This window comes from Knoellia locipacati, assembly GCF_007992835.1.
Classification (GTDB): domain Bacteria; phylum Actinomycetota; class Actinomycetes; order Actinomycetales; family Dermatophilaceae; genus Knoellia; species Knoellia locipacati.
Genome location: NZ_BKBA01000009.1, coordinates 418,059 through 432,453 on the forward strand (window position 1 = coordinate 418,059; position 14,395 = coordinate 432,453).

At 72.3% G+C, this 14,395-nt stretch carries 12 protein-coding genes; 4 read left to right on the top strand and 8 right to left on the bottom strand.

All coding sequences use genetic code 11. The features are described from left to right. The first annotated feature begins 31 nt into the window (after positions 1-31). Positions 32-1,675 carry an acyl-CoA dehydrogenase family protein gene (locus tag KLO01_RS13585; RefSeq protein ID WP_147065975.1) on the top strand — a complete coding sequence of 548 codons (1,644 nt, stop codon included), beginning with the start codon at positions 32-34 and terminating at the stop codon, positions 1,673-1,675. 12 nt (positions 1,676-1,687) lie between these two features. Here the strand turns inward: KLO01_RS13585 and KLO01_RS13590 are convergent, their stop codons facing one another. Next, positions 1,688-2,587, bottom strand: a complete 900-nt coding sequence (locus tag KLO01_RS13590; RefSeq protein ID WP_147065977.1) for a polyphosphate kinase 2 family protein — start codon at positions 2,585-2,587, stop codon at positions 1,688-1,690. A gap of 52 nt (positions 2,588-2,639) precedes the next feature. On the opposite strand from KLO01_RS13590, the gene KLO01_RS13595 reads away from it, so the two are divergent. Continuing rightward, positions 2,640-3,329, top strand: coding sequence for a dihydrofolate reductase family protein (locus KLO01_RS13595; protein WP_147065979.1), 690 nt, complete (start codon positions 2,640-2,642; stop codon positions 3,327-3,329). 193 nt (positions 3,330-3,522) lie between these two features. Here KLO01_RS13595 and KLO01_RS13600 read toward each other — a convergent pair whose 3' ends face one another. From KLO01_RS13600 to KLO01_RS13615, 4 genes are all read right to left on the bottom strand, one after another. Continuing rightward, positions 3,523-4,515, bottom strand: a complete 993-nt coding sequence (locus tag KLO01_RS13600; RefSeq protein WP_147065983.1) for an LLM class flavin-dependent oxidoreductase — start codon at positions 4,513-4,515, stop codon at positions 3,523-3,525. Further along, positions 4,512-5,930, bottom strand: coding sequence for a dicarboxylate/amino acid:cation symporter (locus KLO01_RS13605; RefSeq protein ID WP_147065985.1), 1,419 nt, complete (start codon positions 5,928-5,930; stop codon positions 4,512-4,514). Before KLO01_RS13605 ends, KLO01_RS13600 begins: the two co-directional genes overlap by 4 nt. A gap of 157 nt (positions 5,931-6,087) precedes the next feature. Beyond that, a complete protein-coding gene (locus KLO01_RS13610) occupies positions 6,088-7,260 on the bottom strand; it encodes an alpha/beta hydrolase family protein (RefSeq protein WP_147065987.1) in 1,173 nt (390 codons plus the stop codon). Further along, positions 7,253-9,394, bottom strand: coding sequence for an ATP-dependent DNA ligase (locus KLO01_RS13615; RefSeq protein WP_147065989.1), 2,142 nt, complete (start codon positions 9,392-9,394; stop codon positions 7,253-7,255). Before KLO01_RS13615 ends, KLO01_RS13610 begins: the two co-directional genes overlap by 8 nt. Positions 9,395-9,492: 98 nt before the next feature. Between KLO01_RS13615 and msrB the strand changes: the two genes are divergently transcribed. Beyond that, positions 9,493-9,933 carry a peptide-methionine (R)-S-oxide reductase MsrB gene (gene msrB, locus KLO01_RS13620; protein WP_147065992.1) on the top strand — a complete coding sequence of 147 codons (441 nt, stop codon included), beginning with the start codon at positions 9,493-9,495 and terminating at the stop codon, positions 9,931-9,933. A 122-nt stretch (positions 9,934-10,055) separates the two neighbouring features. On the opposite strand, the gene hemQ is transcribed toward msrB, so the two are convergent. Then, positions 10,056-10,784, bottom strand: a complete 729-nt coding sequence (gene hemQ, locus KLO01_RS13625; RefSeq protein WP_147065994.1) for a hydrogen peroxide-dependent heme synthase — start codon at positions 10,782-10,784, stop codon at positions 10,056-10,058. Positions 10,785-10,788: 4 nt separating this feature from the next. Beyond that, a complete protein-coding gene (gene hemG / locus KLO01_RS13630; RefSeq protein ID WP_147065996.1) occupies positions 10,789-12,216 on the bottom strand; it encodes a protoporphyrinogen oxidase in 1,428 nt (475 codons plus the stop codon). A 131-nt stretch (positions 12,217-12,347) separates the two neighbouring features. Here hemG and KLO01_RS13635 point away from each other — a divergent pair, with 131 nt between their 5' ends. Next, a complete protein-coding gene (locus KLO01_RS13635; RefSeq protein WP_186828051.1) occupies positions 12,348-13,286 on the top strand; it encodes a DUF4349 domain-containing protein in 939 nt (312 codons plus the stop codon). Here the strand turns inward: KLO01_RS13635 and hemE are convergent. Next, positions 13,275-14,303 carry a uroporphyrinogen decarboxylase gene (hemE, locus tag KLO01_RS13640; protein WP_147066000.1) on the bottom strand — a complete coding sequence of 343 codons (1,029 nt, stop codon included), beginning with the start codon at positions 14,301-14,303 and terminating at the stop codon, positions 13,275-13,277. The two genes, KLO01_RS13635 and hemE, sit on opposite strands and share 12 nt — an antisense overlap. Positions 14,304-14,395: the final 92 nt, after the last annotated feature.

Here is a 14,395-nt window from a genome sequence, read left to right on the forward strand (position 1 = left end):
GCGCCTCGTGGCACGGGCTAGCGTTCGGGCCGTGCAGACCCACGACGTCGTCAACCAGGTTCCCGACTTCTCCGGGCACGACTCCTTCGGCACCGACGCCGTGGCCGTCGAGGCGCTGCAGCGGTGGGGGCGCCCCGAGGACGTCGCCGGGCTCACCGCCCTCGGGCGCCTCGCCGGGAGCACCGTGACCCAGTCGTGGGCCGACGACGCGCACCGCGACACCCCGCGGCTGCGGACCCACAACCGCACCGGTCAGCGCGTCGACGAGGTCGACTACGCCCGCAGCTACCACGACCTCATGCGTGTCGCCGTCGGCCACGGGCTCACCGCCGAGGCCTGGACCCAGCCGGCCGACAGCGGTGCACACCTGCGACGTGCCGCCGGCTTCGTCACGTGGTCGCGTGCCGAGGCCGGGCACCTCTGCCCGGTCTCGATGACGTATGCCGCGGCGCCCGCCCTGCGCTCGAACCCGACCCTCGCGGACCGCTGGGTCCCTCTGCTCGCCTCGCGGGAGTACGACCCGGTGCTGCGGCCGTTCGGTCAGCGGCACAGCGCCATCGCCGGGATGGGGATGACGGAGAAGCAGGGAGGGTCCGACGTCCGCGCCAACGTCACTCGGGCCGAGGCAGTGGCGGACGGGGCCGTCGAGGGTGGCGAGACCTACCGGCTCACCGGGCACAAGTGGTTCTTCTCGGCGCCGATGAGCGACGTCTTCCTCGTCCTGGCGACCACGCCCGCCGGGGTGACGTGCTTCCTCGTGCCGCGGGTGCTCGACGACGGCAGCCGCAACGCGCTGCGCCTCCAGCGTCTCAAGGACAAGCTGGGCAACCGCTCGAACGCCTCCTCCGAGGTCGAGCTCGAGGAGGCGTGGGCGGTGCGGGTCGGCGAGGACGGCCGCGGCATCCGCACCATCCTCGACATGGTCTCCTCCACGCGTCTGGACTGCATCCTCGGCTCCTCGGCCACGATGCGGGAGTCGGTGACCCGCGCCCTGCACCACGCCCGGCACCGGTCGGCGTTCGGTGCGCGGCTCGTGGAGCAGCCCCTCATGCGCAACGTCCTCGCCGACCTCGCCCTCGAGGTCGAGGCCGCCGAGCTCCTCGGGCTGAGGATGGCGCACGCCGTCGACGCCGGCGAGGGCGACCTCGCCCGGCTGGGAGTGGCGCTGGGCAAGTTCTGGGTGTGCAAGCGCACGCCACCGGTCGTGGCCGAGGCGCTCGAGTGCCTCGGGGGCGCGGGCTACGTCGAGGAGAACGGCCTGGCCCGTCTCTACCGCGAGGCGCCGCTCAACTCGATCTGGGAGGGTTCGGGCAACGTCGGCGCCCTCGACGTCCTGCGCGCCATGACGCGTGAGCCGGCGACGGTCGCCGCCCTCGACAAGGAGCTGTCCGCCGCGCGCGGCCACGACCGCATGCTGGACCGGGCGATCGACGCCGTGCCGGAGCTCGTCGCGACCGCGGCCACCGACCGGGGCCCGTGGCAGGCGCGCAGGATCGTCGAGCACCTCGCGGTGACCCTGCAGGCCTCGCTGCTCACCCAGCACTCCCCCACCGTCGTGTCCGAGGCGTTCATCGCGGGGCGGCTCGACGCGGACGGGCACGGCGCGACGTTCGGCTCGCTCGACGACGTCGGTGCGGCCGAGGTCACGCAGATCCTCGACCGCACCTGGGCGTAGAAGCGCCGGGGCTCAGGGCATCAGGGACAGACGCCTCTGCTCGGCCTCGACGTCGAAGTCCGCCTCGGGCCACTGCGGGTCGAGCGCCTCGAGGTGCTCGAGGACGAGGTTGGTCACGGCGAGCCGGGCGTACCACTTGCGGTCGGCGGGGACGACGAACCACGGCGCGACGTCGGTCGAGCACTTCTCGATGGCGACTTGGTAGGCCTCCTGGTAGTCGGCCCAGCGCGCCCGCTCGTCGAGGTCGCCGGGGTTGTACTTCCAGTGCTTGTCCGGTCGGTCCAGACGCTCCGCCAGACGCGCCTTCTGCTCGTCGCTGGAGATGTGGAGCATGACCTTGACGACCGTCGTCCCGGACTCGACGACCTTCGCCTCGAAGTCGTTGATCTGCGTGTAGCGGCGCGACCACTGGCTCTGCGGCACCAGGTCGTGGACCCGGACGATGAGGACGTCCTCGTAGTGCGACCGGTCGAAGACACCGATGTCGCCCGGGCCAGGCAGCGCGTTGCGGATGCGCCAGAGGAACGGGTGCTTCTTCTCCTCGTCACTCGGCGCCTTGAACGCCGTGATCGCCACGCCCTGCGGGTCGAAGGACCCGACGACGTGGCGCATGATGCCGCCCTTGCCCGAGGTGTCCATGCCCTGGATGACGAGCAGCACCGACCGGCTGCCGCCACCGCGCGACTCGGCATAGAGCCGCTCCTGGAGCTCGGAGAGCCGGTCGCCCAGACCCTCCATCGCCTTCTCCCCGTCGGCCTTGTCCCCGTCGAAGCCCGGCGTCGCGCGCGGGCTGAGGGCGGCGAGGTCAAAGCCCTCACCAGCACGCAGCGCCTGCGTGAAGGTCGCTGGCTCCTCGCCGCTGCCCTTGTCCTTGCCCTTGCCGGACGTCGCGCCGCTGCTCTTCTTCGCCATCCCGGCATCCTGTCAGCCGTCGGGCGCGCCGTGGGGTGACAGACTCGACGTCGTGCGTCTGCTCCTCGACTCCCGGTCCCCTGCAAGCCCCACCACCGCGCTCGGTGAGGTCGGCGACGACGACCTCACCCGGCTCTACGCCTGGCCAGAGGGAGGCGGTGTCCGCGCCAACTTCGTCAGCACCCTCGACGGCTCGGCCGCCGGCGGCGACGGCCGCAGCGGGTCGATCAACACCGAGGCCGACGGTCGCGTCTTCCACCTGCAGCGCGAGCTCGCCGACTGCGTCCTCGTGGGGGCGGGGACCGCTCGCGCAGAGGGCTATCGGCCCGGCGCCACCCCGATCTTCGTCGTGAGTGGTCGCGGCCACCTGCCCGAGACGCTCACCTCCGGAGAGGGTGACGTCGTCCTCGTGACGTGCGCGTCCTCCGGGCTCGAGCCGAGCGACGACGTCTGGGTCGAGGGCGAGGACGAGGTCGACCTGCGCGCCGTCGTGGCGCGCCTCCACGATGCCGGTATGCCGTGCGTCCTCGCCGAGGGCGGACCCTCGCTCTTCCACGACCTCCTCGCCGCAGGGCTGGTCGACGAGCTGGCGCTCACGCTGGCCCCGCGACTGGTCGGTGGCGACGCCACCCGGGTCGTCGCGGGCACCCCGCTCGACGGTGCCTCCGGCCTCGCGACCGAGCTCGTCCACCTCCTCGAGGAGGACGGCTCGCTCCTCACCCTCTGGCGCCTCCCCCGGTGATCAACTCACCAATTCCTCCCCGTAGCCACGGCGTCGTGTGTGGCTACGGGGAGGAATTGGTGAGTTCGCCACAGGGGCGGGGGCGGGGCGGGGGCCTGCGACGGCTTTCGGCCACGAGGCCACAAGGTCACGAACGTCGGCAGCTCGAACCCGACACTTCGTGACCAATAGGTCACGAAATGCCGCGGCCAGGTCAGGAGGCGAGGAGCTCGAGGGCGCGGAGACGGTTGTCGAGCCCGGGCGCGGCGTTCGTCACCATGAGCTCGTCGGCCTGCGCGTGCTCGGCGAAGCGCTCGAGGTAGTCGCGCACCGTCGTGATGTCGCCGACGGCCGAGTACGTCATCATGTGCCGGGCCTGGGCGGCCACCGGCGAGTCCATGAGGGCGTCGAGGGCAGCCTCGTCGAGGCGGCCGGCATACGCCGGGACGCGGGAGGCGAGCGAACGCACGCGTGAGCGGAGCACGGAGGCGGCCAGCGCCTCTGCGTGGTCCTGCTCGTCGGCGACGACGACGTTGAGCGCGGCGATGGCGTACGGCTCGGCGAGCTGCGCGGACGGCCGGAACTCACGCCGGTAGACCTCGACGGCCTGCTGGAGCGCATCAGGGGCGAAGTGGCTCGCGAACGCGTAGGGCAGGCCGAACCGGGCGGCAAGCTGGGCGCCGAAGAGCGAGCTGCCCAGGATGTACAGCGGCACCTTGGTGCCCCGCCCCGGGATGGCGTTGATCGTCGGCACGAGGCTCTCGTCGGAGAGGTAGCCCTGGAGCTCGAGCACGTCGTCGGGGAACCGCTCCGAGGCCCGCGGGTCGGCCCGCAGCGCACGCATCGTCACCTGGTCGGTGCCGGGTGCACGTCCGAGACCGAGGTCGATCCGGTCCGGGTGCAGCTCGGCGAGCGTGCCGAACTGCTCGGCGATGACGAGCGGTGAGTGGTTCGGCAGCATGACGCCGCCCGAACCGACGCGGATGCGTTCGGTCCGGGCAGCGACGTGCGCGAGCAGGACCGCGGTCGCCGCGGAGGCGATCGAGGGCATGTTGTGGTGCTCGGCGAACCAGAGCCGCTCGAACGTGCCCAGCGAGTCGGCCTTCTGCGCGAGCGTCACGCTCGTCTCGAGGGCCGCGCCGATGGGCTGGTCGCGGCCCACCGTGGCGAGGTCGAGCAGCGAGAGCCGCGGTCCTGCGGGGCTCACGCGGGGACCGCCACACGGGTCTCGTCGCGCGACTCGACGCTGTCGGTCTCGTCCTCGTCGAGCTGGAGCCGGGTGTCGGCGCCGCCGAAGGTGTTGGCGTCGTAGACCGACTGGTCGAGCAACCCGTTGCGCTTGGCCACGATCGTCGGGATGAGCGCCTGGCCGGCCACGTTGGTGGCGGTGCGGATCATGTCGATGATCGGGTCGATCGCGAGGAGCAGCCCGACGCCCTCGAGCGGGAGGCCCAGGGTCGACAGGGTGAGGGTCAGCATGACGACCGCGCCGGTGAGACCGGCCGTGGCCGCGGAGCCGACGATCGACACGAAAGCGATGAGGAGGTAGTCGGTGATGCCGAGGTCGACGCCGAAGAGCTGCGCGACGGTGATCGCGGCGAGAGCCGGGTAGATCGCGGCGCAGCCGTCCATCTTGGTCGTCGCACCGATCGGCACGGCGAACGAGGCGTAGTCACGCGAGACGCCGAGGTTGTGCGTCACGACGCGCTGCGTGAGCGGGAGGGTGCCGATGGACGACCGCGAGACGAACGCGAACTGGATCGCGGGCCACGCCCCGGCGAAGAACTTCACCGGGTTGAGTCCGTTGGCACGAGCCACGATCGGGTAGATGACGAGCAGCACGATGGCGCAGCCGATGTAGACGTCGGCGGTGAAGATCGCCAGCGGCCCGATGAGGTCCCAGCCGTAGTTGGCGACGGCCGAGCCGATGAGGGCGGCGGTGCCGAGCGGCGAGAGCTTGATGACCCACCAGACGAGCTTGCTGAAGATCTCGAGGGCGCTGCGGGTCAGGTCGACGAACGGCTCGGCCTTGGCACCCACGGCGAGGGCCGCGGCGCCGATGGCGAGCCCGAGGACGACGAGCTGGAGGATGTTGAACGACGGGCTGGAGCTCAGCGCGCCGCCGTCGTCGGCGGAGGTCGAGACCTCGAGGCCGAGGAAGTTGCCCGGCACGATCGAGGTGAGGAAGTCGAGCCAGCTGCCCGTGTGGTCGGGCGCGGCGCCGGCCGAGGTGTCGAGCGTGGCGTTGGCCCCGGGGTTGGTGACGAGGCCGAGCGTAATGCCGACGACGACGGAGGCGGCGGCGGTGACCGCGAACCACACGAGGGTCTCCCCCGCGAGCCGGGCCGCGTTGGTCACCTGGCGGAGGTTGGCGATCGAGACGATGATCGCGGCGAGCACGAGCGGGACGACGATGACCTTGAGCAGCTGGACGAAGATGCCGCCGACGGTCTTGAGCGTCTCGGCGAGCCAGGCTTGGTCGAACTGGCGGGCCACGAAGCCGAGGACGACGCCGAGTGCGAGGCCGACGAAGACCTGGGCCCAGAAGGGCAGGCCGATCCGACGACGCGGTGACGAGGGTTCGGCCTCGGGTGCGGCCGAGTCAGGGGTGGTGCGGGACATGACGGACTCCTGAGCAGGAAGGGGATGTGGGGGCGGAGGCGGTCAGCGGCGACAACGGTCGCTGGCGTCGAGCCTCAGGTCCACATGCAGACGCCGCCACAGGGCAGGAGTCATCGTCGGGGTGCACACAGTGGCGGCAACCGGGGCCGCCGCGGAACTATTCCCCGCGGACGAAATCGCCGACGACGCGTTCCCACCGCTCGGGGTCGGTGTTCCACTCCTTGCAGTGCCGCGCCACCCGCCACTCCTCGAACGTCACGAGGTCGGGCCGGTGCCGGGCCAACGCGCGCGACGGGCCGACGGGCACGAACTCGTCGTCGGCCGAGTGGATGAGCAGGATCGGGTGGTGCAGCTCGTCGGCCCGGCTCACCCAGTCGGTACGGGCGACGTCCACCGACTCGTGCACCCCGACGAACCGCTTGCCCCAGCCGCGGCCCATCATCGAGCGCGACAGCGTCCCGACCCCCTTGGGCAGACGGTGCAGCCGGGCGTGGTGGTCGAGCACGTCGCCCCAGTCGATGACCGGCCCGTCGAGCACGACCCGCGAGACCACGTCGGCGAGTGGCGAGCGGTCGAGGAACTGGAGCACGATCGCTCCCCCCATGGACCACCCGACGAGGAGGACCTCCTGCGCGCCGGACCGGACGGCATACTCGACTGCCGCCTCGAGGTCGCGCCACTCGGATAGACCGAGGTTGTAACGCCCGTCGGGACCGGCGGGCACGTCCTCGTCGTTGCGGTAGGTCGGCACGAGCGACGTCCAGCCGGCGTCGTGCAGGGCGGGAAGTGCTCGCAGGGTCTCCTGCCGCTGGGCGCCGCGGCCGTGGACGCAGACCGCCCACCGCGACCCGCGCCCGCTCGGTGCCGGGACGACCCAGGCCGGCATCCGCCCCAGCTCGCCGGCGAAGTCGACGGCCTCGGTCCGCAGCCCCAGCGCCTGCTCGGGAGTCCCGACGTAGTGGTAGCCGTTGAACCGCGCGCCGCCGGTGCGCAGCTCGCCGACGTCGACCCCGAGGACCTCGCGCTCGACGGTGTCGGCGGCGACGTCGGTCGAGGTGAGGTCACCGATGCGGACGTGCCCGAGACCGCCGTCGAGCCAGAGCCCGTAGCGCCCGGGCACGACCGTCTCGGCCGTCGCCGTGAGGAGGATCCGATCGCCCCGGACCTCGAGGATCTCGGTGTCGTCGGGGCGTTCCCTTTCGGGGGTGAGGACTCGACGAGCGAAGTATGCCGCGGCGGCCAGCGAGCCGGCCGCGCTCGCCAGCGTCGTCGTAGCCCCCACGGCGGCCGCCGTGACGGCGGCCCGGCGCAGCCCGCGCCCCTCAGCCATCGAGGACGTCGGCGAGGTCGTAGGACACGGGCTCCTCGAGCTGGGAGTAGGTGCACGACTCGGGCTCACGGTCCTCGCGCCACCGCACGAACTGCGCGGTGTGCCGGAAACGCACGCCCTCCATGTGGTCGTAGCGCACCTCGACGACCCGCTCGGGACGCAGCGGGGTGAACGACAGGTCCTTGCCCGCCGCCCAGCGGGAGCCGGCGGCGTTCTGCGGGGTCCGGTTGCCCTCCTCCTGCTTGGCCCACGCCCACGGGTGCTCGTCGAAGTCGGTGACGAGCGGCTGGAGCTCCTCGAAGAGCTCCTTGCGCCGCGCCATCGGGAACGCGCCGATGACACCGACGCTCGCGAGCGTGCCCTCGTCGTCGTAGAGCCCGAGGAGCAGCGAGCCGATGAGGTCGTCGCCGCTCTTGTGGGTGCGGTAGCCGGCGACGACGCAGTCGGCGGTGCGCTCGTGCTTGAACTTGTGCATGGTGCGCTTGTCGGGCTCGTAGGTGCCGTCGAGCGGCTTGACCATGACGCCGTCGAGCCCGGCGCCCTCGAACTGCTCGAACCACTCCCGCGCCTCGACGGGATCCCGCGTGGCCCGGGTCAGGTGGATCGGCGCCTCGACCTCGGCGAACGCCTTCTCGAGCTCGGCACGTCGCACCTCGAACGGCTCGCCCATGAGGTCACGCTCCCCCAGCGCCAACAGGTCGAAGGCCACGAAGCTCGCCGGCGTCTCGGCCGCGAGCTTCTTGACGCGCGAGGCCGCCGGGTGGATGCGCTGCTGGAGCAGGTCGAAGTCGAGCCGGTCCTCACCGGGCCGCACGAGGATGATCTCGCCGTCGACGACGCACTTGTCGGGGAAGTTGGCGAGCACCGCCTCGACGACGTCGGGGAAGTAGCGGGTCATCGGCTTCTCGTTGCGGCTGCCGATCTCGACCTGGTCGCCGGAGCGGTAGATGATCGACCGGAAGCCGTCCCACTTGGGCTCGTAGCTCACCTCGCCCTCGACGAGCTTCTTCGACGGCTTGGCGAGCATGGGCGGGATCGGCGGCACGACCGGCATCCCCCACTGCTCGCGCACCTCCGCGTCGCGCTCGGCCTTGGGCTTCATGTAGTCCTCGTCGGCGCGGTCGGTGCGGCGCTTGCTCGGCTGCACCCGCGGCGGCTCGCCGGGCATCTTCGGGTAGTCCGGCGGGAAGTTCAGCTCGCCGAGGCCGCGCTCGACGTCGGCGTCCCACAGCGCGAGCGCCGGGGCGATGTCACCGACGCTCTCCCCCATGTCGGCCCACGCGTCGCCACGGTCGGCGAGGATCCCGGGGACCGTGAGCACGGTGAAGTCCGACGGCGAGACCGACGCGAGCTCGTCCCAGGTGACCGGCATCGACACCGGCGCGCCCGGCAACGGCCGGGGGCTGTAGGCCGACGCGATGGTGCGGTCGCGGCAGGCCTGGTTGAAGTCGACGAACACCCGCTCGCCGCGCTCCTCCTTCCACCACGACGTCGTGACGAGGTCGGGCAGGCGCCGCTCGAGCTCACGGGCGATGCCGATGACACCGTGCCGGACGTCGAGGAACTCGTGCGTCGGCCTCACCCGCGCGAAGACGTGCACGCCGCGGTTGCCCGAGGTCTTGGCCCAGCCGGTGAGCCCGAGCTCCGCCAGCACCTCGCGCAGCGCGAGAGCGGCCTCGACGGCGTCCGGGAAGCCGCGCCCGGGCTGGGGGTCGAGGTCGATCCGCAGCTCGTCGGGGTTGTCGTTGTCGGCCGTCCGCACGGGCCACGGGTGGAAGGTGACGGTGTTCATCTGCACGGCCCACACCGCCGCCGCGACCTCGTCGACGACGAGCTGCGCGTGCCGCCTCCCCGAGGGGTAGCGGCACGAGACCGTACGGATCCAGTCGGGCATCCCCTTCGGTGGGTTCTTCTGGTAGAACTCCTCGCCGTCGATCCCCTCCGGGAACCGTTGCAGCGTCACCGGCCGGTCGCCGATCGCGCGGACCAGCGGGTCCCCCACAGCCACGACGTATGCCGCGAGGTCGCCCTTGGTGATCCCCTCACCGGGCCACATGAGCCGGTCCGGGCTGGAGAGCCGGACCTCCCGGGTGCCCTCGGGTCCGTCGATCTCGATCGTCGTCGCGCCCGTCATGGCCACACCCTAGTGAGCCGCCACGACATCGTGGCCTCGCGCGCCCGGACGACGAGCCCCCGGGAACGATCCCGGCGCTCTCGTGGTTTGCTCATGACATGGAGTCCACCAACCACACGTATGCCGTCACCAAGTCCGACGAGGAGTGGCGCTCCGAGCTCAGCCCGGAGGAGTACGCCGTCCTGCGCCAGGCCGGAACCGAACGCCCCTACACGGGCGAGTACACCGACGCCAAGACCGAGGGCGTCTACTCGTGCCGCGCCTGTGGCGCCAAGCTGTTCACCTCGGAGACCAAGTTCGACAGCCACTGCGGCTGGCCGTCCTTCTACTCACCGCTCGCCGGCGACTCGGTCCAGTTCCTCGAGGACGCGTCGCTCCCCGGCCGTCCGCGCACCGAGGTCCGCTGCGCCACCTGCGGCAGCCACCTCGGCCACGTCTTCGAGGGCGAGGGCTACGACACCCCGACCGACCAGCGGTTCTGCATGAACAGCATCGCGCTCACGCTGCGCCCCGCGGAGGGCGAGACCGACCAGGCCTGACCCACCAGCCGTCGCGGTGAGCGGCGCACAGCATGACGAGGGGCGCACCCATGGGTGCGGCCCTCGTCACGTTCTGCGCCGGTCGTGCCGGTCGCGCCGCCCCGCCCCCGGCGGGCCGGGACTCAGCGCTGGCGGGTGATGAGGTCCGCAACCTCGACGCGCGGACCCGTGAAGAACGGGACCTCCTCGCGCACGTGCAACCGCGCCCGGGAGGGCCGCAGGTCGCGCATGAGGTCGACGATGCGGTGCAGCTCGTCGGCCTCGAACGCGAGGATCCACTCGTAGTCGCCGAGCGCGAACGACGAGATGGTGTTGGCCCGGACGTCGGGGTAGTCGCGCGCCATCTGGCCGTGCTCGCGCAGCATGTCTCGACGCTCGGCGTCCTCGAGGAGGTACCACTCGTAGGACCGCACGAACGGGTAGACGCAGACGTAGTCGCGCGGCTCCTCACCGGCGAGGAACGCCGGCACGTGGCTCTTGTTGAACTCCGCCGGGCGGTGCAGCGCCGCGTTGGACCACACCGACGACAGGTGTCCGCCGAACTCGGTGCGCAGCAGCCGGTGGTAGGCGTCCTGGAGGTCCTCGATGCGCTCCGCGTGCCACCACACCATGAGGTCGGCGTCGCCGCGCAGCCCGGCGACGTCGTAGAACCCGCGCACGACGACGTCGCGCGACTCGAGCTCGGCGACGAGCTCCTCGACCTCGGCGGTCATCGCCGCACGGTCGCCGTCGCCGAGCCGCTCGGTGACCTCGAAGACCGACCACATCGTGTAGCGGATCGACTCGTTGATCTCGCGCATCCGCGCGGGGCTGGGCTTGCTCGGGGCGGGACGACCGGTCGGGGTGCTCATGGGGTCATTCTCCCGCTCGACCCGCGGGGCGTTCGAGGTGGGTGGCGGTCGCGTCCGCGGCGAGCCGGGCCGACGCGATGACGGCCGGGATACCGACGCCGTCGTAGGCCGCGCCCGCCACCTCGATCCCCGGCACCTCGGCGAGGGCGGCACGCACGCGCGCGACCCGGTCGACGTGCCCGACGGTGTACTGCGGCAGCCCGCCACCCCACCGCTGGACGTGGCTGTCGACGACGGTGAGCGGAGGTGCGCCGACGGCCTCGGCGATCTCGAGGGCGGCGAGGGCGACGAGGTCGGTGTCGTCGCGCTGGAGTGTCGCGTTCTCGCCCGCTCGCCCGACGGACGCCCTCACGTATGCCGTGTCCGCACCTTCCGCAGCGAGCCAGCCCCACTTGGCCGAGCTGAAGGTGCTGGCCTTGATGCCCCGGCCGTCGACCGGGGGGACGAGGAAGCCCGAGCCCGGCCACGACGCCACCTGGGCCGCGGGGACGGCCAGCGTGATGACCGCGACGGACGCCATCTCGATGCCACCCACCACGGAGGCCGCACCGGGCGCCACCGGACCGAGCAGCCGGGCGGCCGCGGGCGGCGGGACCGCTACCACCACGGCGTCCGCCTCGACGAGACGTGGCTGGGTCGTCGGGCCGGTGAGGACCGACCAGCCGTCGGGGGTGCGCTCGATGCCGCGTGCGACGACCCCGGACTCGATGACCCCACCCCGGCGCTCGACGTCCGCGGCGAGGAGCTCGGGCAGCCGCCCGACTCCCCCGCGCAGCCCGACGAACGGCGGGCGCGTCGCACCGGCCTGCGGGTCCACAGGCGGGGACGCCAGCAGGGAGCCTCCCGCCGTGGCCGTGGCCCAGACCGCGGGCATCGTCGCGCGCAGGGACAGCTCACGGGACCGGCCGGCATACACACCGCCGAGGAGCGGCTCGACGAGACGGTCGACGACCGCGTCACCGAGGCGAGAGGCGACGTAGTCGCCCACCGAGATGTCGCTGCCGACCTCGGGCGCCGGAGACTCCGCCCGCATCCGCGCGGCCTCCTCGTCGGTGAGCAGGCCCAAGACGTCGGAGTCCGCGTAGGGCACGCCGATCCGGGTGCGTGGCAACGCATGCAGCGCCCCCCGCGACCACACGCGGGCCGACGTGGTCGTCGGGCTCACGACGTCGGAGGGGTCGGCGAGCTCGGCCAGCAGGTCGACCGCCTCGTGGCGCACGGCGAGCATGGCCTCGGCGCCGACGTCGACGAGGTGGCCGCCGACCGACTCGCGGCGCAGCTTGCCGCCGACCCGGTCGGACGCGTCGAGGACGACGACGCGGGTGCCCGGTCGGCGGACGAGCAGGTCGCGCGCGGCGGTGAGCCCGGCGACACCTCCCCCGATGACGACGACGGTGCGGACCGTGGGGCCGGTGCTGCTCTCTGGGGTCACCTCGCCACTCTCTCACCGGCCGTCACCACATCGTGACCCGGATGAGCGGAACCGGTGACCGCCCGGGAGGAGTCTCACTCTCGACAGGCACACCGCCGTGCCGGGGCAGCCCGGAGGAAGAGAGAGCCACCATGAGCACTCGAGGACAGCACCCCGCTCGCCGCGTCGTCGGCGTGGCCCTCGCCGGGCTCCTCGCCCTCGGCGCCCTGTCCGCGTGTGGCGGCGGCGGCAACGACACCAGCGGCGGCGACAGCGGCAGCAGTGCCGCGCAGGACTCCGCCGCCAAGCCGGCCGACGGGGACCGAGCGGTCGGCGCCGTCTCCCCCGAGTCCGCCCGGGCGAGCGCCGGGCAGAAGCTCGTCCGTCGCGCCCACCTCCAGCTCAAGGTCGGCTCGCTCCCGGGTGCGGCCGAGCGGATCCGCTCGATCGCCGCCCAGCAGAGCGGCGTCGTCGTCACCGAGGAGCTGTACTCCGGTGAGCACGGCGACACCTCCGGCGCCATCACGATCAGCGTCCCGGCGAGCTCGCTCGAGGCGACGATCTCGCTCATCGAGAAGGTCGGCGACGTCCAGTTCCGCAACAGCTCGAGCGAGGACGTTACGGGGACCTACGTCGACACCCAGGCGCGCGTGACCTCGATGACGGCGAGCGTGGCGCGCATCCGCGACCTGCTCGCCAAGGCGTCCAGCGTCAACGACCTCGTCGCCCTCGAGAACGAGCTCTCGCAGCGCCAGGCCGAGCTCGACTCGCTCACCGCGCAGCTCGACAGCCTCAAGGACTCGGTGTCGATGTCGCCGATCTCGATCACGCTGTCGACCGACGACTACGAGCCGGTCGCGGCAGGCGGGTTCCTGTCCGGACTGCGGTCGGGCTGGAAGGCCTTCGTCACCTCGGCCGCCGTCCTCGCCACGGTCGTCGGCGCCGTCCTGCCCTTCGGGGTCGCGATCGCTCTCGTGCTCGTGCCCGTCATCTGGTGGGTGCGCCGTCGCCGGACGCACCCGGCCCCGCTCGTCGCACCCGTCGCACCGGCCGGCCCCGCCGGCCCGATGCCTCCCGCGTCAGCGGGCTGAGTGCTCGTGCACGACCTCGACGATCCTCGTGAGGACGTCGGGGTCGGCGTGCGGCGGCACGCCGTGGCCGAGGTTGAAGATGTGCCCGGGCGCGTTGCGACCCTCGTCGACGATGGCGCGCACCCGGGCCTCGAGGACCTCCCACGGGGCACCGAGGAGAGCCGGGTCGAGGTTGCCCTGCACGGCATACGCGTCACCGAGGCGGGCGACGGCATCGGTGAGCGAGACGCGGTAGTCCACGCCCACGACGTCCGCGCCGGCCTCGCCCATGAGGTCGAGCAGCTCGCCGGTGCCGACACCGAAGTGGATGCGCGGCACACCGAGGTCGGCCACCGCCGCGAGCGCTGCGGTCGAGTGCTTCTGCACGTATGCCGTGTAGTCGGCTCGCGGGAGCGCGCCCACCCAGGAGTCGAAGAGCTGGACGGCGCTGGCCCCGGCCTCGACCTGGACGCGCAGGAAGGCGCCGGAGATCTGGGCGAGCCGCTCGCACAGGTCGTTCCACAACTGCGGGTCGCCGTGCATGAGCGCCTTGGTCCGCTCGTGCGTCTTGGAGGGGCCGCCCTCGACGAGGTAGGACGCGAGGGTGAAGGGCGCGCCCGCGAAGCCGATGAGCGGGGTGCTGCCGAGCTCGCCGACGAGACGCCGGACCGACTCGGTGATGTCCGGGATCATGTCCGGCGTGAGGTCGGGCAGCCGGTCGAGGTCGGCGCGGGTCCGGAAGGGCTCGGCGACGACCGGGCCGGTGCCGGGGACGATGCTGAGGTCGACGCCCACCGCTGCGACCGGCACGACGATGTCGCTGAAGAAGATCGCGGCGTCGACCTTGTGGCGCCGCACCGGCTGGAGCGTGATCTCGGTGACGAGGTCGGGCGTGCGGCAGGCGTCGAGCATGTCCGTGCCCTCGCGCAGCTCGCGGTACTCGGGCAGCGAGCGACCGGCCTGGCGCATGAACCACACGGGGGTGTGCGGGACGGGCTGGCGGGTGGCGGCAAGGACGAGCGGGCTGTCGGCGATCACGGCCGCAGTCTCTCATCCGCGCGCCGGCCCCCCGAATCCCGACTGATTGCCCCACGACGAGGCGTCACCCCACACATCGCCCCGTCTGATTG